The organism is Methylobacterium carpenticola, from assembly GCF_042748905.1.
Taxonomy (GTDB): domain Bacteria; phylum Pseudomonadota; class Alphaproteobacteria; order Rhizobiales; family Beijerinckiaceae; genus Methylobacterium; species Methylobacterium carpenticola.
The window spans coordinates 5496028-5513777 of sequence record NZ_JBHZEO010000001.1 but is presented as its reverse complement, the minus strand read 5'-3'; the positions used below and the strand labels follow the sequence as shown (position 1 = coordinate 5513777).

General features: G+C 71.0%; 15 protein-coding genes. 10 read left to right on the top strand and 5 right to left on the bottom strand.

Annotated elements, in window-relative coordinates; translation table 11 throughout:
• Positions 1-43 precede the first annotated feature (43 nt).
• Positions 44-496, top strand: a complete 453-nt coding sequence (locus tag ACE101_RS25570) for an RrF2 family transcriptional regulator (protein WP_379135748.1) — start codon at positions 44-46, stop codon at positions 494-496.
• A gap of 10 nt (positions 497-506) precedes the next feature.
• Here ACE101_RS25570 and ACE101_RS25565 read toward each other — a convergent pair whose 3' ends face one another.
• The gene (locus ACE101_RS25565) at positions 507-1445 is read right to left on the bottom strand and encodes a hypothetical protein (protein ID WP_379135745.1); all 939 of its coding nucleotides are present in this window, start codon (positions 1443-1445) and stop codon (positions 507-509) included.
• A gap of 363 nt (positions 1446-1808) precedes the next feature.
• Positions 1809-3155: an LLM class flavin-dependent oxidoreductase gene (locus ACE101_RS25560; RefSeq protein ID WP_379135743.1), complete on the bottom strand. Its 1347-nt coding sequence runs from the start codon at positions 3153-3155 to the stop codon at positions 1809-1811.
• Between the two features lie 403 nt (positions 3156-3558).
• On the opposite strand from ACE101_RS25560, the gene ACE101_RS25555 reads away from it, so the two are divergent.
• The 4 genes from ACE101_RS25555 (at position 3559) to ACE101_RS25540 (ending at position 7753) form a co-directional block, all read left to right on the top strand.
• Positions 3559-4602 carry an ABC transporter substrate-binding protein gene (locus ACE101_RS25555; RefSeq protein WP_379135740.1) on the top strand — a complete coding sequence of 348 codons (1044 nt, stop codon included), beginning with the start codon at positions 3559-3561 and terminating at the stop codon, positions 4600-4602.
• Positions 4603-4616: 14 nt separating this feature from the next.
• A complete protein-coding gene (locus tag ACE101_RS25550; RefSeq protein ID WP_379135737.1) occupies positions 4617-5492 on the top strand; it encodes an ABC transporter ATP-binding protein in 876 nt (291 codons plus the stop codon).
• Positions 5489-6361, top strand: coding sequence for an ABC transporter permease (locus ACE101_RS25545; RefSeq protein WP_379135734.1), 873 nt, complete (start codon positions 5489-5491; stop codon positions 6359-6361). Before ACE101_RS25550 ends, ACE101_RS25545 begins: the two co-directional genes overlap by 4 nt.
• A 66-nt stretch (positions 6362-6427) precedes the next feature.
• Positions 6428-7753 (top strand): LLM class flavin-dependent oxidoreductase, encoded by a 1326-nt coding sequence (locus ACE101_RS25540; RefSeq protein WP_379135731.1) that lies wholly within the window; start codon positions 6428-6430, stop codon positions 7751-7753.
• Positions 7754-7773: 20 nt separating this feature from the next.
• Here ACE101_RS25540 and ACE101_RS25535 read toward each other — a convergent pair whose 3' ends face one another.
• Positions 7774-8676, bottom strand: a complete 903-nt coding sequence (locus ACE101_RS25535; protein ID WP_379135728.1) for a LysR family transcriptional regulator — start codon at positions 8674-8676, stop codon at positions 7774-7776.
• Between the two features lie 201 nt (positions 8677-8877).
• Between ACE101_RS25535 and ACE101_RS25530 the strand changes: the two genes are divergently transcribed.
• The 4 genes from ACE101_RS25530 (at position 8878) to ACE101_RS25515 (ending at position 12214) form a co-directional block, all read left to right on the top strand.
• The gene (locus ACE101_RS25530; RefSeq protein ID WP_379135726.1) at positions 8878-9519 is read left to right on the top strand and encodes an RraA family protein; all 642 of its coding nucleotides are present in this window, start codon (positions 8878-8880) and stop codon (positions 9517-9519) included.
• Positions 9520-9604: 85 nt separating this feature from the next.
• Positions 9605-10510 (top strand): amino acid ABC transporter substrate-binding protein, encoded by a 906-nt coding sequence (locus ACE101_RS25525; protein WP_379135724.1) that lies wholly within the window; start codon positions 9605-9607, stop codon positions 10508-10510.
• A 54-nt stretch (positions 10511-10564) separates the two neighbouring features.
• The gene (locus ACE101_RS25520; RefSeq protein ID WP_379135722.1) at positions 10565-11806 is read left to right on the top strand and encodes an NAD(P)/FAD-dependent oxidoreductase; all 1242 of its coding nucleotides are present in this window, start codon (positions 10565-10567) and stop codon (positions 11804-11806) included.
• A 195-nt stretch (positions 11807-12001) separates the two neighbouring features.
• Entirely contained in the window at positions 12002-12214 is a 213-nt protein-coding gene (locus ACE101_RS25515) for a Rid family hydrolase (protein ID WP_379135720.1), read from the top strand.
• A gap of 232 nt (positions 12215-12446) precedes the next feature.
• Here ACE101_RS25515 and ACE101_RS25510 read toward each other — a convergent pair whose 3' ends face one another.
• Positions 12447-14774, bottom strand: a complete 2328-nt coding sequence (locus ACE101_RS25510; RefSeq protein ID WP_379138935.1) for a glycosyltransferase — start codon at positions 14772-14774, stop codon at positions 12447-12449.
• 562 nt (positions 14775-15336) lie between these two features.
• Here ACE101_RS25510 and ACE101_RS25505 point away from each other — a divergent pair.
• The gene (locus ACE101_RS25505) at positions 15337-15903 is read left to right on the top strand and encodes a CYTH domain-containing protein (RefSeq protein WP_379135717.1); all 567 of its coding nucleotides are present in this window, start codon (positions 15337-15339) and stop codon (positions 15901-15903) included.
• A gap of 112 nt (positions 15904-16015) precedes the next feature.
• On the opposite strand, the gene rpsA is transcribed toward ACE101_RS25505, so the two are convergent.
• Complete coding sequence (rpsA, locus tag ACE101_RS25500; RefSeq protein ID WP_379135714.1) at positions 16016-17725, bottom strand: 30S ribosomal protein S1; 1710 nt, start codon at positions 17723-17725, stop codon at positions 16016-16018.
• Between the last annotated feature and the right edge of the window lie 25 nt (positions 17726-17750).

The following is a 17750-nucleotide window of genomic DNA, read 5'->3' as shown; positions in this document are numbered from 1 at the left end:
GCCCTCACTCACACCACCCTCCCCCCGGCCGCGCGGAGCCAGGATGCTCACCAACAAGGGAAAGTACGGGCTCAAGGCGCTCGTCCACCTCGCAGGCCTGCCGCCCGGCGCCCGGATCGGCGTGGCCGAGGTCGCGGCGGCGAACAACATCCCGAAGAAGTTCCTCGACGCGATCCTGGCCGAGCTGCGCAATGCCGGGATCGTCCACAGCCGCAAGGGGCCCGGGGGCGGCTACGCCCTGGCCCGGCCGCCCGAGGAGATCCGCATCGGCCACGCCATCCGGGTACTCGACGGCCCGCTGGCGCCGATCCCCTGCGCGAGCCGCACCGGCTACCGTCCCTGCGAGGATTGCACCGACGAGGCCGGCTGCGCCGTGCGCTTGGTGATGCTGGAGGTGCGCAACAGCATGGCGGCGGTGCTCGACACGCTCACCCTCGCGCAGATGCGCGACCGGCCGGCGATCGACGAGGGCGACAGCTTCACCTACCAGATCTGACGTTATCCCCTCACCACGTGGCGGAGGGGCGCGCCGGCGCGCTCGGGACGGCCTCGACCGCGTCCATCCCCTCGCCGTCCCGGATGCGGGCGGCGAGCCACGCGCAGGCGACGTCGAGGTCGAGGAGCTGCCCCCCGGACGCGTAGGGCATCAACGCGGCGGGATCGGTGGTGAAGAACCGGTCCCCGCGCCCGGCCGCCTCGGCCCGTGCCATCGCCAGGAGCGCGTGATCCGCCGGATGGGGCACGCCGCCCGGCGCCCCCGGCGCCCGCGCCGCGAGCGCGTGCCACGCCCGGCGCCCATGGCGCAGGACGCTCCCCCGCGCCTGCGGCGGCAGGTGGTGCCAGATCTCCGGGGCGTGCAGGCGCACGCCGTCGATCGCCTCGCTCCAGGGGATCCCGCGGCCTTCGGCCTCCCGCACCACGTGCCGCAGCCAGCGGATCAGGTAGGCCACGCCGGTGCCGAGGGGCATGTCGGCGCGGTCGAGGCGCAGCACGCGCAGCAGGGCCCCGCCGGCCCCGGCCGGGGAGGCCGCGGGGGAGCCCGCCACCGTGACGGTCGCCGTCCGCGCCAGATAGGTCGTGCCGTCGTCGAGCAGGGCCGCGACGCCCTGCACCGTCGCGCCGAGCGCCGTACAGGTCCCCTCCGCCACGTGCAGGCGCGCGGCGGCCTCGCCCAGGGCGGCGCTCAGGCGGGGCTGCTGCGCCCCCTCCGCCGCCCCGGCGGGCCACCAGCGCGCCCCGTCCGCGACGCCGGCCCTCAGGATCGGCGCGTAGTCCTGCCGCCGCAGCAGGCGACAGAGATCGGGCCTGCGCTCGATCAGCGTCACCTGGGCGCGCGGATCCTGGCGCAACAGGTGGGAGGTCAGGCAGAGGGCGCTGGCCGTGGCGCCCACCACGAGGTGGTGTCGCCCGTCCCGCGCCCGCGGGGTCGCGGCAGCCGCTTGCATCGGGACCTCCTTCCAACCCGTCGCCCAGGGCGACGTCGAGCGGGAATTGTCGAGCGGAGAGACCGAAAGATCAACGAGAACGTACTTTTTAAAGAACGAGCCCTCGCAGAAGAATTGACTGTCGATCGGCCCTTGCCGGAGAATCCTGCGATGCCGAGACGCCCCCTGCCGGTGGGACGCCCTCGGACGGCATGCCCGCGGACCGCCCGGCGGCAGCGCGGAGCCCTCCGGGACGGACGGCCCGGGCGACCGGAGGGCTCCGCGCGGCACCGGACGGCACGGCCACTTGCGTTCGCTGTTCAGAACAGCTTCCGCCTCCCCGCGGGCGCGCCGTGCCGCGCCCGATCGAGCCGGGCGCCCGCCTCAGGCGCTCCGGCGCCGGGTCAGGGCGTAGCCGCTCTCCGGCCGCGGCAGCCCGTAATGGTCGCGCAGGGTCGTGCCCGCGTAGTCCTCGCGGAACAGGCCGCGCCGGCGCAGGATCGGCACGACCTCGGCGACGAAGACGTCGAAGCCGCCGGTGAGCCAGGGCGGCATCACGTTGAAGCCGTCGGCAGCGCCGGATTCGAACCAGGTCTGCATCGCGTCGGCGATGCGGTCGGGCGTGCCCGCCAGGACCCAGTGGCCCCGCGCCCCGGCGAGCCGCTTGATCAGACCGCGCAGGGTCGGCTTCTCGCGGTCGATGATGTCCACCACGAGCTGGAAGCGGCTGGCGGCTCCGTTCGGCCCGCGCGTGTCGATGAGGTGGCGGGGAACCGGCCCGTCGAGGTCGTGGCCGCTCAGGTCGACGCCGAGCATGCGCTTGAGCTGCTCCAGCGAGGCGGCCGGCTGGATCAGTGCGTCGATCTCCTCCTCCAGCCGGTCGGCCTCGGCCTGGGTCGAGCCGATGAACGGGCTGAGGCCGGGCAGGACGCGGATGTGCTCCGGCCGGCGCCCGAGCGCGGCGGCGCGCGTCTTGATGTCGGCGTAGAAGGCCTGCGCGCTGGCGAGCGTCTGGTGGGCGGTGAAGATCGCCTCGGCGTGCCGGGCCGCGAAGGAGCGGCCGTCCTCCGACGAGCCGGCCTGGACGTAGACCGGCCGGCCCTGCGGGGAGCGCGCGACGTTGAGCGGCCCGCGCACGCGGTAGTGCCGGCCGACATGGTCGATGCGGTGGACCTTGTCGCCGTCCGCGAAGACGCCGCTCGCGGCATCGGCCACGAGGGCGTCGTCCTCCCAGCTGTCCCAGAGCTTGGTCACCACGTCGAGGAACTCGCGCGCCTTGTCGTAGCGCTCGCCGTGCGGCGGATGCTCAGGCAGGCCGAAATTCTGCGCCGCGCCGGCATCGCTGGTGGTGACGATGTTCCAGCCGGCCCGGCCGTGGCTGATATGGTCGAGCGAGGCGAAGAGCCGCGCGAGATTGTAGGGCTCGGTGTAGGTGGTGGAGGCGGTCCCGATCAGCCCGATCCGGCTCGTCACGGCGGCGATGGCGGTCAGCCACGTGACCGGCTCGAACCGCACCCGCGCGGAATAGCGGATGTTCTCCGGCAGCGACGGCCCGTCCGCGAAGAAGATCGCGTCGAACTTGGCGGCCTCCGCCCGCCGCGCCAGCTCCTGATAATAGCCGATGTCGAGCACGCGGCGCGGCTCGGATTCCCGGTAGCGCCAGGCCGCCTCGTGATGGCCGCCGGGATAGATGAACAGGTTCAGCGCCAGCTGGCGCCCGGTCTCGGACATCCGCAACCTCGCTTGGAAGGACCGCTCGCCCGGATCGGACCGGAAGCCCCTGACCGGCCTCCGGGAGGCGTGCCCGGTCCCGCATCGCCCCGCGCGGCCCGAAAAGCATGGCGAGACGGCAGCCGGCCGGTCAAGGGATTCCTTTTCCGAAAATGATGCAACGCGAAGAATATACGGCCATATTTGTCCCAACCCGCAACACATCCGGCGACATTTCGACCATCATGTCATGTATCGAGAGATTCTTCTCCGACACGATGAGAAAATAGATCGTTTCCCTCGCAGGGTTCTTTGACCCGAAAGAACGTTCTCGTTGACGTGGCGCAGCCGCGAAGACAGATTCTCCGCCATCGAGCGCGCCCCATCCGGGTCCGCAGAACCGACGACCCAGCAGAGGCGAATGATGACGAAGAGACGCGACCTGCCTTCGCGCAGGCAGGCTGCCGCCCTGCTCGGAGGCCTGCTCGGCGGTCTCGGCCTGGCGGCGGTCGCCGCCCTTCCGGCCGCGGCGGCCGAAGGCCAGCTGCGCATCGCCAAGCAGTTCGGGGTCGTCTACCTGCTTCTGAACGTCGCCGAGGACCAGAAGCTGATCGAGAAGCACGGCCGGGCGGCCGGCCTCGACATCAAGGTCGAATACGTCCAGCTGTCCGGCGGCTCGGCCGTCAACGATGCCCTGCTCTCCGGCAGCATCGACGTCGCCAGCGCCGGGATCGGCCCGCTCTTCACCCTCTGGGACCGCACCCGCGGCCGGCAGGGCGTCAAGGGCATCGCCTCCCTCGGCAACTTCCCCTACTACCTCGTCACCAACCGCCCCGGGGTGGCGTCGATCGCCGATCTCACGGACAAGGACCGGATCGCGGTGCCCGCGGTCGGCGTGTCGGTCCAGTCCCGCATCCTGCAATGGGCCTCCGCCAAGCTGTGGGGGGACAAGGACTTCGCCAAGCTCGACAGGATCAGCGTCGCGGTCCCGCATCCGGAGGCGGCCGCCGCCATCATCAAGGGCGGCACCGAGATCAGCGCCCATTTCGCCAATCCGCCCTTCCAGGAGCAGGAGCTGGCCGAGAACCCGAACGCCCGCATCGTCCTCAGGTCCTACGACGTCCAGGGCGGCCCCGCCTCCTCCACCGTGCTGTACGGGACCGAGGCGTTCTACAAGGACAGCCCCAAGACCTATCAGGCCTTCGTGGACGCCCTGGACGAGGCGGCGCGGTTCATCACCGCCAACCCGGACCGGGCGGCCGACATCTACCTGAAGGCGACCGGCAGCCGGACCGACCGCGATCTCCTGCTCAAGGTGATCAAGAACCCCGAGGTGACGTTCAAGGTGGAGCCGCAGAACACGCTCGGGCTCGGCCAGTTCATGCACCGGGTGGGCGCGATCAGGAACGAGCCGAAGGCGCTCGGCGACTACTTCTTCGTCAGCCCGCGCATCGCCGCGGGCAGCTGACCGGCAGGCGGCGCATGATTCTGGTGGCTCGGCGCGAGGCGCCCTCACCGGCGCGGCGGAGGGATCCCGCGCTCCCCGAAGACCGGCCCGGCGCACCGGCGCCCGCGGGCGCCGCGCCGCTCCTGCGCGTCGCGGGCGTCTCCCTGGAGTACCGCACGCCGGAGCGCGTGGTCCGGGCCGCGCACCGGATCGACCTCGACGTCTACCGGGCCGACCGCTTCGTCCTGCTCGGCCCCTCGGGCTGCGGCAAGTCCACCCTGCTCAAGGCCATCGCCGGCTTCATCCCGCCGGTCGAGGGCGAGATCGTCCTCGACGGCCGGCCGGTGCGGGGCCCCGGGCCGGACCGCATCGTGGTCTTCCAGGAATTCGACCAGCTGCCGCCCTGGAAGACGGTGGCGCAGAACGTCGCCTTTCCCTTGCGCGCCTCCGGCACCCTCGGCCGACGGGAGGCCGAGGCGCGCGCCCGGCACTTCATCGACAAGGTCGGCCTGTCGCGCTTCGCCGACAGCTATCCGCACCAGCTCTCCGGCGGCATGAAGCAGCGCGTCGCCATCGCCCGGGCGCTCGCCATGCAGCCCAAGGTGCTGCTGATGGACGAGCCCTTCGCGGCCCTCGACGCGCTCACCCGCCGCAGGATGCAGGAGGAGCTGCTGGCGCTCTGGGACGAGGTCCGCTTCACCCTCCTCTTCGTCACCCATTCCATCGAGGAGGCGCTGGTGGTGGGCAACCGCGTGGCGGTGCTGTCGCCCCATCCCGGCCGGGTGCGCGGCGAGTTCAACAGCCACGACTTCGATCTGACCAGCATCGGCAGCACCGCCTTCCAGGCCGCCGTCCAGCGCCTGCACGGGCGGCTGTTCGAGGCCGATCCCGACACAGCGGCCCCGCGATGAACCAGCCCCTCCTGCCCCCGATCCGCCCGGAATACGACCGGGTGCTCCCGCCCTTCGTCGACACCCCGGTCGCGCGGGCCCTGCCGCTCGGCGCGCGTCTCTGGCAGCAGGGCGCCCTGCGCAAGGGGCTGATCCTCGCAGCCCTCGCCCTGGCCTGGGAGGGGCTCGCCCGCTGGCAGGACAACGACCTGCTGCTGCCGGGCTGCCTCGCCACCCTGTCGGCCCTGGGCGAGGGGCTGGCGAGCGGCGAGTTGCCGGAGCGCGTCCGCATCTCCCTCACCGTCCTGGCGCAGGGCTACCTCGCCGGCATCGGCCTCGCCTTCCTGCTGACGACGCTCGCGGTCTCGACCCAGCTCGGCCGCGACCTGCTCTCGACGCTCACCGCGATGTTCAACCCGCTCCCCGCCATCGCGCTGCTGCCGCTGGCGCTGCTCTGGTTCGGGCTCGGCACGGGCAGCCTCGTCTTCGTGCTGATCCATTCGGTGCTGTGGCCGCTCGCCCTCAACACCTATGCGGGCTTCCAGAGCGTGCCCGAGACGCTGCGGCTCGCGGGACGCAATTACGGGCTCACCGGCCTCGCCTATGTGGGCCAGATCCTCGTTCCGGCCGCGCTGCCGTCCATCCTGTCCGGCCTCAAGATCGGCTGGGCCTTCGCGTGGCGCACCCTGATCGCCGCCGAGCTGGTCTTCGGCGCCGCCTCCGGGCGCGGCGGCCTGGGCTGGTACATCTTCCAGAACCGCAACGAACTCTACACGGACCGCGTCTTCGCCGGCCTCCTCCTCGTCATCGCGATCGGGCTCGCGGTCGAGACGGTCGTGTTCGCGGCCGTCGAGCGGCTGACGACGCGGCGCTGGGGCATGGTCCGCTGACATCGGACGTCTCCGGCCGCCGGGACGCCTCCGGAGCGGATCGACGCACGCATCACGAGTGGCTCGATGAGACAGGACAGGTTGCGCCTCGGCGCCTTCTTCTACGCGACCGGACACCACGTGGCCGGCTGGCGCCATCCGTCGAGCGAGGCCGATGGCGGCCTTGCGCTCGCGCGCACCATCGGCTGGGCGCAGCGGGCCGAGGCCGCGAAGTTCGACCTCGTCTTCCTCGAGGACGGCACCGGCATCCGGGACGCCAACCTGCGCTCCAGCGAGCGGACGGCGCGCTCGACGCATTTCGAGCCGGTGACGCTGCTCTCCGCGCTCGCCGCCGTCACCAGCCGGATCGGGCTCGTCGCCACCACCTCGACGAGCTTCAACGAGCCCTACAACGTCGCCCGCCGCTTCGCCTCCCTCGACCATCTGAGCGGGGGCCGGGCCGGATGGAACCTCGTCACCTCCGCCACCGACCTCGAAGCGGCGAATTTCGGCCATGACGGGATCGCCCTGCACGCCGACCGCTACGAGCGGGCGGAGGAGTTCGTCGACGTGGTCCTCGGCCTGTGGAACACCTGGGACGACGACGCGGTGATCATCGACCGGGAGAGCGGCCAGTTCTCGAAGCCGGACGGTTTCCGCCCGCTGAACCACAGGGGCAAGCACTTCACGGTCCGCGGGCCGCTCAACATCTCGCGCACGCCGCAGGGCCAGCCGGTCATCGTGCAGGCCGGCTCGTCGGGCCCCGGCAAGGATCTCGCGGCCCGGACCGCGGAGATCGTGTTCACCGCCAACCAGACGCTGGCCGAGGCGGTGGAGTTCTACGGCGACCTCAAGGAGCGCATGGGCCGCTTCGGCCGGGCGCCGGACGACCTCAAGGTCATGCCCGGCCTGTTTCCCGTGGTCGGACGCAGCGAGGCGGAGGCGCGGGCCAAGTTCGCGGAACTCCAGGAGCTGATCGACCCCGTCGTCGGCCTCGCCCTGCTGGAGCGCATGATCGGCGGCTTCGACCTGTCGGGCTACGATCTCGACGGGCCGGTGCCGCCGCTGCCCGAGGCCAACGGTGCCAAGTCCCGCCAGCAGCTGATGGTCGATCTCGCGCGGCGCGAGGGGCTGACGCTGCGCCAGCTCTACCTGCGCATCGCGGGCGCGCGCGGCCATTCGCAGATCGTCGGCACGCCCGCCCAGATCGCCGACGAGATGGAGGCGCGCTTCCGGGCCCACGGCGCCGACGGCTTCAACATCATGCCGCCGACCCTGCCCGGCGGGCTCGACGACTTCATCGCGCTGGTCCTGCCGGAGCTGCGCAAGCGCAACCTCGTCCGGCTCGATTACGAGGGCCGGACGCTGCGCGCGCATCTCGGCTCGCGCCCGCCGGCCCTTCGGCGCCCCTGACCCCGCGCCCGGCCGGATGATCAGGCCCACCGGATCGGGCGGGAGAAGTCGCAGGTCGCCCGGCAGATGCTGGCGATGACGCTGATGAGGTTCACGGATTCGTCGCCGCGGAACATCGCCACGTAGGTGACGGGCGGGAGCGGCGTATCGGTCTCGACCACCCGCAGCCTGCCCTGCTCGATCAGGCCCTCGAAGCAGCGCAGGGGCAGGTGGCTGATGCCGATCTCCGCGACCGTCAGGCCGATGATCGCGATCAGGCTGTTGCTGGTGACGAGGCGCGGGAACACGATCCCGCATTCCTCCAGCCACTTTCCGAAGACGAGCCCGGTTCCCGACCGGCTGCCCTGGGTGAGCAGGGTGAAGCGGACGAGATCGGCGAGCCGCACGATCCCGCGCTCGTGGATCAGGGCCGGGCCGCACATCCAGGCATTCGCGACGCGCGCGAGCGGCACGCTCTTGAAGCCCGGCTGCCACAGGCTGTCCGGGACGATGATGAAATCCACCGTGCCGTCCCGGAGGCGCCGGAACAGGTCCGTGCTCGGCTCGACCTCCGGCTCGAGCACGATGGCGGGATAGGCCGCGCGGATCTCCGCGACGAAGGCCGGCAGCCAGGTCAGCGCGATCAGTTCGGTGACGCCGAAGCGGAGCTGGCGGATGGGGGCGGCCTCGCTCGTGCCGGCCGCCACCACCTTGGCATGCAGGGCCAGCATCTCCTCGGCCAGGGCGAGGATCGCCTCCCCCTTCACGGTCAGGCGCGCCCCGCGCCGGTTGCGGTCGAACACCGTCGCGCCGAGGCGCGCCTCGAGTTCCTGGATCCGCTTCGAGACGGCGGATTGCGTGGTGTTCAGGCGCTCGGCGGCCTTCTCGTAGCTGCCGAGCACGGCGATCCAGCGCAGGGCTTCGAGCTGCTTGAGCGTCGGCATCGCGGCTCCCCACCCCTCCGGTACGGCCACGCAGCCGGCGGCCGGCCTGCCCCTACCAGCATTCCATCCGGCGATGGAACCCGATCGTTTTTATTCCCTTTCACGATATCGGAGCGGGGCTTATACGCCAGCTCGAGGTTTCCGGCGTCGCATCCGTCCCGCCGGTCCTTCCGCGGTGCTATCCTGAAGAAGGACGACGTGATGGCCGCCCGCCCCGTGCCGCCTCCCCCGCCGCTCGACCCCGCCCTCCTGGCGATGTTCCGGGGCGTCGCGACCGCCACGATCAGCGACAACCTGGAGCGGCTGCCCGGCCTCGTCGGCCTGCGCGCCTTCCACCGCGGCGGCAGCCTTCTCGGCACGGCCCTGACGGTCCGCGTGCGGGCGGGCGACAACCTCGCCATCCACCAAGCCCTCGCCGTCGCCGGGCCGGGCGACGTGATCGTGGTCGATGGCGGCGGCGACACCAGCCGCGCCCTGGTCGGCGACATCATGAAGGCGATCGCGGAGAGCCGCGGCGTGGCGGGCTTCGTCATCGACGGCGCCATCCGCGATTCCGCCGCCTTCGCCGCCTCGGATCTTCCCTGCTACGCCCGGGCCGCGATCCACCGCGGCCCCTACAAGACGGGACCGGGCGAGATCAACGTGCCGGTCTCCATCGGCGGATGGACCGTCCATCCCGGCGACGTCGTCGTGGGCGACATGGACGGCGTGGTCACCTTCCCGCCCGGCATCGCCCCCGGCCTGATCGCGGCCGTGCGGGCTCAAGAAGCCCGCGAGGCCGAGGTGCTGCGGATGATCCGCGAAGGCCGCTACGACGGCCGCTACGCCAAGCCGGCCGGTTGAGCGCGCGATCCCGCCCGCAGGGCCTGAGCGAAGCCGCCTTCCGCATCGCGCAGCGATCGGACATCCCACGACGAGAGGACCAACGATGCGACTGCTCGGGATCGCCCTGGCCATGGCCGTTGCCGCCGCCCCCGCGGCGGCGGCCGAACTCACCGGCACCCTGAAGAAGATCAAGGACGGCAACCGCATCGTCCTCGGCGTGCGGGACGGCGGTCCCCCGTTCAGCTACATCGAGAACGACGGCCGCTACATCGGCTACACGATCGACATCTGCGGCAGGATCGTCGACGCGATCAAGGCGGAGATCAACGCGCCGGATCTGCGCGTCGAGATGAACCCGATCACCTCGTCGACCCGCATCCCGCTGATGACCAACGGGACGATCGACCTCGAATGCGGCTCGACGACCAACAATCCCGAGCGCCAGAAGCAGGTCGCCTTCACCAACGCCCACTTCGTCACGGCGAGCCGGTTCGCCTCGAAGAAGGCCCACAACATCAAGACGATCGACGACCTCAAGGGCAAGACCGTCGTCTCGGTGGCCGGATCGACCAACATCGTTCAGATCAACAAGGTGAACGGCGAGCGCAAGCTCGGCCTGAACATCCAGGCGGCGAAGGACACGGTCGAGGCCTTCCTGCTCCTGGAGACCGACCGGGCGGCCGCCTTCGTGATGGACGACGTGCAGCTCAGCGTCCTGATCGCGCTGTCGAAGGACCCGGCCGCCTACACGATCAGCGAGGAGGCGTTCGGCCAGCCGGAGCCCTACGGGATCATGCTGCGGCGGAACGACGAGCCCTTCAAGGCGGTGGTGGACCGCGCCACCGCCGCGCTCTACCGCAGCCCCGCGATCACCGCGATCTACGACAAGTGGTTCCAGTCGCCGGTGCCGCCCAAGGGCATCAACTACCGCTTCCCGATGCCGGCGGAGCTGAAGCGCGCCTTCGAGAACCCGACCGACAGCCCGGATCCCGCCGCCTACAAGGGCTGAGGGGGAGCGGGCCGGGTTCCGGCCCGCCGCCGCGGAGGAGAGGACGAGGGGGCGATGGCAGGGACTGTCCTGGTGCTGGGGGCCGGCATCGTCGGCCTCTCGATCGCGCTCCACCTGCAGCGCCGCGGGCAGCAGGTGCTGGTGGTCGACCGCCGCGGCCCGGGGGCCGGCGCGTCCTTCGGCAATGGCGGGCTGATCCAGCGGGAGGCGGTGTTCCCCTATCCGTTCCCGCGCGAGGCCGGGACGCTGCTGCGGATCGCCCGCAACCGCTCGATCGACGCCGCCTACCACCCCCTCGCCCTGCCGCCCTTCGCCTCGCCGCTGCTGCGCTACTGGTGGCACTCCGCGCCCGCGCGGTACGACCGGGCGGTGGCGGGCTATTCCCGGCTGATCCTCACCTGCCTCGACGAGCACCGCGACCTCGCGGCCGAGACCGGGGCCGGGGACCTGCTGCGCCCGCTCGGCTGGATGCGGCTCTACGACGAGCGCCGCGACCTCGACGCCGCCGCCGCGGAGGCGGAGGCCGCCCGGCGGGATTACGGCGTCGGCTCCCGGATCCTGGACGGGGACGCGCTCGCGGCGGCCGAGCCCGCGCTGCTCAGGCGCAAGGCCGGGGCCCTGCACTGGACCGACGCCCTCTCGCTGAGCGACCCGCAGGACCTCGTGCTGGCCTATGCGCGCCGCGTCGTCGCGGCGGGCGGCGCCATCCTGACGGGCGATGCCGGCAGCCTGGAGCGGCACGGCGCGGCTTGGCGCCTGCGGGGCGAGGCGGGGCCGGTCGAGGCGGAACGCGCCGTGGTGGCCCTCGGCGCCGCCTCGCTGCAGGTCACCCGCCGGTTCGGCTACGCGCCGCCGCTGTTCCCCAAGCGCGGCTACCACATGCACTACACCCTGCGGGACGGCGCGGTGCTCAACCGGCCCGTGCTCGACGGCGACAACGGCTACCTCCTGGCGCCGATGCGCCGCGGGGTCCGCCTGACAACGGGGGCGGAATTCGCCCGCCAGGACGCCGCCGCGACCCCGACGCAGCTCGCGCGCGCCGAGCCGGTGGCGCGCGGGCTCCTGCCCCTGGCCGAGCGGGTCGATGCCGAGCCCTGGATGGGCACCCGGCCCTGCATGCCCGACATGCTGCCGGTGATCGGGCGCGTCGGGGGAGCGGAGGACCTGTGGTGCGCCTTCGGGCATGGGCATCAGGGCATGACGCTGGGCCCGAGCACGGGCCGCCTCGTCGCCGAGATGATCACGGGCGAGCCGCCCTTCGTGGACCCGGCGCCCTACCGGCCCGACCGGTACTGAACGGGATCGCCCCGGCCCGGCGGCCGGAACCGCTGCGGGAACACCAGGCCGGACACCGCCTTCCAGAACCCCGGCGACCTGAAGCACCGTTCCGACACGGTGATCTGGAGCGGCGTCGCCCACGTCTCGGGCGCCGTTCCCGCCGACGCCTCGGCGGATGGGGGCGCCAGACCGAGCAGGTGCCGGCCGAGCGGGATGCCCGGCTCGCGCGCCGGCACCGACAAGGCGAACATCCTGTCGGCCCCGATCTGGCTCACGGACGTCAACGGCGACGTCGCCGCGGTCAACGCGGTCTGGAATGCGTGGCTGGTCCCCGGCCGGCAGCCGGCGCGGGCCTGCGTCCAGGCCGGGCTTCGGGCGGGCGCCACGGTCGAGATCGCCATCGTCGCCGCGGTGCCGCCGCGCTGAGCCTCCGCGGGCCGGCGCCGGGCGCATGGCGGCAGGGCCGCCGGCCCTGGTTCATGAAACCGTTGCACGGCTCGCCTAAGGAGCGGGCGCCGCCGATGGGTGCCCCGCGCCACGGGCGGCTCCCTTCCTCCGCATGGGCCGGCCGGTATGCTGATGTTTGCTCTGAGCGCGATTGCGATCGCGGTGATCGTGGTCTCGGCGAGTCTCGCTCAGAGCAGGGGCTGATCCCGCCTCACCGGCTGCCGCGCCGCAGCCCCGCGCGCCACGACCGGCCGCGCCCCGCGCGCCACAGGGTCCCGAGGCCGCTGCGGCGCAGGTCGTAGTAGGAGCGCAGCGGGTCGTCGTAGGTCCCGCCCTCGTCCGCCGCGATCACGCGGGCGCGTCCGTCCCGCGCGGCCTCGGCGAGGAGGTCCAGCACCCGGTCGGGATCGCGCATCGCCTCGACCGGGATGAGCCGGCCGGCCCGGTGCCTGCGCATCCGCTCGGCGATCGCCCCGAGATCGAAGGCGACCGGCGTGATCCCGGCGGCGAAGGCCGCGCTCAGCGTGTAGGAGAAGGTTTCCGGCCAGAGGGCGGGAAGCCAGATCACGTCGGGATTCGCCCGGCGGATGAGGGCGACCAGATCCTTGTCGTTGTAGCGGCCGGTGATGGTGACGTTCGGGCAGGCCGCCAGCTCGCGGTCGCGGTCCGAATAGCCGATGAGGGTGAACCGGATCGGCAGGCGGCGCGCCCCGGCCGCCCGCGCGCAGGCGAGGAGCAGGCCCGAGCCCTTGTGCGGTCCGATCGCGCCGATCACCGCCACGTGCGGCACGGCGGTCCCGGTCCGGACGGCCGGGGCGGGCCGGGGCGCCGCCTCCCCGCCCTGGAACAGGGCGGGCATGGCGTGCGGGCGCACCGCGCAGTCGAGGCCGGGGAAGTAGCGCCCGAGGCGCAGGGCGACGTCGCGGCTCGGCACGAACACCCGGCGCGCGCCCGCGAGCAGCCGCCCGTAGCGCTCGCGCCATTCCCAGATCACCGGCTGGCCGAAATCCGAGCCGTTGGCGGAGATGCAGGCTTGGCAGGCCGCCGGCGCCGGCTCGCCGCAATACGCGTCCCCGGTCGTCGTCAGGGTGATCCGCGGGCAGATGGCCGTGTAATCGTGCACGGTGACGTCGTAGGGCACGCCGGCCTCCAGGCAGGCCAGCCGCACGAAATCCGCCGCCTTGTCCTCCAGATCGGCGAGGTGGTGGATGTGGACGTGGAAGATCCCGATCTCCCGGATGAACCGGGCCATCTCGGAGGGCGGCTGCGCGAAGTCGAAGGCCGGGAGGTTCGGGGTCTCGGACAGGAGCGGAAGCTCGATCTGGAGCTGCCAGCGGTTGGTGCGGTTCGGCCGGGCGAACAGAACCGGGATGCCCTCCTCGGCCAGCTTGGCGATCAGGTCCTGGATGTGGCGCTCGGTCCCGCCGCCGCGGTTGTGCGAGACGAACAGCATCGGCGCGTGCGCGAAGGCGGACAGGACCCTGCGCAGCCGCGCCATGTCGACCTGCCGCCGCAGGGGCCTGATCGGGTCGCGGTCGAGGAAGGCGTAGACGTCCTGGAGATAGCCGGGATGGAGGCGCTCGACCGTCTCGACCGCCTTGCGCACGCGCGCGGGCTTGCTCGCGCCGAACGACGCCCCGCCGTAATGCCGCACGAAGACGTCGCCCGCGATGACGTTGCGCCAGCCCGCCGCCAGGGCGCGGCGGCAGAGATCGTTCTCCTCGCCGTAGCCCTGGCCGAAATGGTCGGCGTCGAACAGGCCGATCTCGTCGAGGCAGGCGCGCCGCACATACATGCAGAAGCCGACCCCGGTCGGGATATCGACCATCTGCCCCGCATTCACCGCGGCCATCAGGCGGTCGAGATCGGCGTCGGCCATCTCCAGGCCGAGCCAGTTGTTCTTGATGAAGGTCGGATAGCTGCAGATCTCGGCGTTGTTCGAGAACGGCGTCACGGTCGCGATCGTGGGGTCGCGATAGGCGGCCGCGTGCAGCCGGTCGAGCCAGTGGTCGAACACCTCCGTGTCGGAGTTCAGCAGGACGACGTCGCGCCCCGGATGCTGCCGCATCCCGAGATTGCTCGCCTGCACGAAGCCGAGGTTGCGCGGCGTCTCGCACAGGACGATGAGCTCGCGCTCCGCCAGCCAGCGCAGGCGGGCGCGGATCTCGGCTTCCGGGCTGCGGTCGTCGACCACCACGACGGCGTAGGGGATGCGTCTCTGCGCGGCGATGACGCTGTAGAGGCAGCGCAGCGTCTCGGCCACGCCCTTGTAGACCGGGATGACGACGTCGACGGGGATCGCGGCGGCGGGATCCGGCCGCGCATGCCGGGCGGCGAGCCGCTCCCAGGCCGCATCGTCGGGCGCCCGGGGCTGGGGAACCGCCGCCTGGCTCGGATCGGGCGGCGCCCTGTCGGCCAGCCGGCCTTCGGCCCGCCCCCAGAACAGGTAATGCAGCAGAGGATTGACGTTCGACGACCGCACGTCGCCGTACCGGTCGAGGTAATAGGCCGTGCTGAAATCCCGGCTCGGATTGAGCATCGACACCCAACCCAGCTCCAAGTAGTGCCGGATCGCCGAAATTTCGTCCAAAGAGTCGTCTTTGATTTGCGCTAGGTAGTAATCACGATCGAACAATGCGCTTTCTTTGACAGCCTCGATACTCTCTTCAAGGGAAATATCTGTCAAATCCTGCATTTTTATTGACCCAAAATCTTCATTCAATCTGCAGGAGAAAAATTCTACCGTGAAGAGCCGCGATTCAGGACACGAATCACCATCAGAGGACCGAGCATAAGTCGCACCTTTTCCGTCCAAGCCCGCACGGAACCGACCTGTACGTATATTTCAGATGATTATACGCTAAGCCGCCATCGTCGAAGCCGTCGAAATCAGTTCTATAGTTGAACACAGCCTCGACACTCATAAAAGCCGTCGGACACTATCGAGGCTCCTCAGATTTGTCCACACCAGGCACGGACCGGTCCGGAGCCTGCACGCCGCTCCGCGGGATGGCGAGCGGGCCCGAAGCCGGGGTGCCGCGCCCGGAGCGTCGTGGTAAGCGGTTCAGGTTGCAGTGCAGCGACGGGTGGCCGGAGGGCAGATGCGGTTCGAGGTGGAGCGGAAGTTTCTCGTGCGTCACGACGGCTGGCGGCCGGCCGCAACCATCCGGCGCCATCTCCGCGACGGTCTCATCATGCAGTCGAACGGGGCCAAGGTGCGGGTGCGCATCGACGACGCCCGGGCTTGGCTGGCCGTCAAGGGACCGCGCCAGGGCCTCGGCCGCCAGGAATTCGAGTACGAGATTCCGCGCAGCGACGCAGATGCCATGATGGCGGGCATCTGCTGCGCGGGCGGCCTGATCGAGAAGATCCGCTACGGCGTCCCCCATGCCGGACGGCTCTGGGAGATCGACGTCTTCCAGGGCGACCTCGCCGGCCTGATCCTCGCGGAGGTGGAACTGGAGCACGAGGCGGCGGCGCTCGCCCTGCCCGACTGGGTCGGACCGGAAGTCTCCGGCGACCCGCGCTTCCGCCAGAGCGCCCTGCTGCGGCTGCGCGCCGAGACCGGCCGCCCGCTCACCCTGGAGGCGATCCTCGGCCAGGGCGAGCCGTCTCCCCAGTCGGCGAGGCCGCTGCGGCTCCTGAGCGGCGGCTCCTCCGCGGCCTGACATCACCCACCCATGCGAAGGCCCGCGCCGGTCTCCCGGCGCGGGCCTTCTTGATTCCCGAGGCAAGCGTCCCGGAAGGGAAGCCGGGCGAGATCTCCGCCCGGCCGCCGCCTTACTTCTTCTCGCCCGCGCGGGCCTTGAGGGCCGCGCCCAGGATGTCGCCGAGCGAGGCGCCCGAATCGGCCGAGCCGTACTGGGCGATCGCCTCCTTCTCCTCGGCCATCTCGAGGGCCTTGATGGAGAGCTGCACGCGGCGCGCCTTGCGGTCGAACTGCGTGACGCGGGCATCCACCTTCTCGCCGGCCGCGAAGCGCTCGGGGCGCTGGTCGCCGCGGTCGCGGGCGATCTCGGCCCGGCGGATGAAGGTCGACAGGTCGGTGTCGACGATCTTCACCTCAAGGCCGGAATCCTTGACCTCCAGCACCTCGCAGGTGACGACCTGACCCTTCCGGATCTCGCCGGCATCCGCGAAGGGGTCGCCGCCGAGCTGCTTGACGCCCAGCGAGATGCGCTCCTTCTCGACATCGACGTCGAGAACCTGGGCGCGCACCATGTCGCCCTTCTTGAACTCCTCGATGACCTGCTCGCCCGGACGGTTCCAGTCGAGGTCCGAGAGGTGGACCATGCCGTCGACGTCGCCCTCGAGGCCGATGAACAGACCGAACTCGGTCTTGTTCTTGACCTCGCCCTCGACCTCGGAGCCCACCGGGTGCTTCTCGGCGAAGGCCTCCCAGGGGTTCTGCAGGGTCTGCTTGAGACCGAGCGAGATGCGGCGCTTGACCGGATCGACCTCCAGGATCTGCACCTCGACCTCCTGGGAGGTGGAGACGATCTTGCCCGGATGGACGTTCTTCTTGGTCCAGCTCATCTCCGAGACGTGGATCAGGCCCTCGATCCCCGGCTCCAGCTCCACGAAGGCGCCGTAATCGGTGATGTTGGTCACGCGGCCCTTGAGCTTGGCGTTGACCGGGTAGCGGGCGGCGATGCCCTCCCACGGATCGGCCAGGAGCTGCTTGATGCCGAGCGAGATGCGGTGCGTCTCGTGGTTGATCTTGATGATCTTGACCTTGACCGTCTGGCCGATGTTGACGACCTCGGACGGGTGGTTGACGCGGCGCCACGCCATGTCGGTGACGTGCAGCAGGCCGTCGATGCCGCCGAGGTCGACGAACGCACCGTACTCGGTGATGTTCTTGACCACGCCGTCGATGACCTGACCCTCTTCGAGGTTCGCCACCAGCTCGGAGCGCTGCTCGGCGCGGCTCTCCTCGAGGACGGTGCGGCGCGACACCACGATGTTGCCGCGGCGGCGATCCATCTTGAGGATCTGGAACGGCTGCGGCGTGCCCATGAGGGGCGTGACGTCGCGGACCGGACGGATGTCCACCTGCGAGCGCGGCAGGAACGCCACGGCGCCGTCGAGGTCGACCGTGTAGCCGCCCTTGACCTGGTTGAAGATCGTGCCGGTGACGCGCTCGTTGTTCTCGAACGCCTTCTCGAGCTTGACCCAGCTCTCCTCGCGACGGGCCTTGTCGCGCGAGATCACGGCCTCGCCGAGCGCATTCTCGATGCGGTCGACATAGACCTCGACCTCATCACCGACGGTGATCGGCTGGTCGCGGCCGGGGCCGGTGAACTCCTTGAGGGGGACGCGCCCCTCGGTCTTGGCGCCGATGTCGATGACGGCGACGTCCTTCTCGATCGCCACGACCCGGCCCTTGACCACGGAGCCTTCCGTGATCTCGTGCTCGCGGAACGACTCTTCGAGAAGGGCGGCGAAATCCTCGCGGCTCGACGCGGCGCCTTGCAAACCTGCGGACATTGAAACTCCTTGAGATCGCCCGGCC

What these genes read in the sequence shown, in the direction of transcription:
- ACE101_RS25545 (WP_379135734.1), top strand. Translation starts at nt 5,489, where the DNA reads ATGAACCAGCCCCTCCTGCCCCCGATCCGCCCGGAATACGACCGGGTG.
- ACE101_RS25515 (WP_379135720.1), top strand. Translation starts at nt 12,002, where the DNA reads ATGCCCGGCTCGCGCGCCGGCACCGACAAGGCGAACATCCTGTCGGCC.
- ACE101_RS25530 (WP_379135726.1), top strand. Translation starts at nt 8,878, where the DNA reads ATGGCCGCCCGCCCCGTGCCGCCTCCCCCGCCGCTCGACCCCGCCCTC.
- ACE101_RS25525 (WP_379135724.1), top strand. Translation starts at nt 9,605, where the DNA reads ATGCGACTGCTCGGGATCGCCCTGGCCATGGCCGTTGCCGCCGCCCCC.
- ACE101_RS25565 (WP_379135745.1), bottom strand. Translation starts at nt 1,445, where the DNA reads ATGCAAGCGGCTGCCGCGACCCCGCGGGCGCGGGACGGGCGACACCAC.
- ACE101_RS25540 (WP_379135731.1), top strand. Translation starts at nt 6,428, where the DNA reads ATGAGACAGGACAGGTTGCGCCTCGGCGCCTTCTTCTACGCGACCGGA.
- ACE101_RS25550 (WP_379135737.1), top strand. Translation starts at nt 4,617, where the DNA reads ATGATTCTGGTGGCTCGGCGCGAGGCGCCCTCACCGGCGCGGCGGAGG.
- ACE101_RS25520 (WP_379135722.1), top strand. Translation starts at nt 10,565, where the DNA reads ATGGCAGGGACTGTCCTGGTGCTGGGGGCCGGCATCGTCGGCCTCTCG.
- ACE101_RS25510 (WP_379138935.1), bottom strand. Translation starts at nt 14,774, where the DNA reads ATGCTCAATCCGAGCCGGGATTTCAGCACGGCCTATTACCTCGACCGG.
- ACE101_RS25505 (WP_379135717.1), top strand. Translation starts at nt 15,337, where the DNA reads ATGCGGTTCGAGGTGGAGCGGAAGTTTCTCGTGCGTCACGACGGCTGG.
- ACE101_RS25560 (WP_379135743.1), bottom strand. Translation starts at nt 3,155, where the DNA reads ATGTCCGAGACCGGGCGCCAGCTGGCGCTGAACCTGTTCATCTATCCC.
- ACE101_RS25535 (WP_379135728.1), bottom strand. Translation starts at nt 8,676, where the DNA reads ATGCCGACGCTCAAGCAGCTCGAAGCCCTGCGCTGGATCGCCGTGCTC.
- rpsA (WP_379135714.1), bottom strand. Translation starts at nt 17,725, where the DNA reads ATGTCCGCAGGTTTGCAAGGCGCCGCGTCGAGCCGCGAGGATTTCGCC.
- ACE101_RS25570 (WP_379135748.1), top strand. Translation starts at nt 44, where the DNA reads ATGCTCACCAACAAGGGAAAGTACGGGCTCAAGGCGCTCGTCCACCTC.
- ACE101_RS25555 (WP_379135740.1), top strand. Translation starts at nt 3,559, where the DNA reads ATGACGAAGAGACGCGACCTGCCTTCGCGCAGGCAGGCTGCCGCCCTG.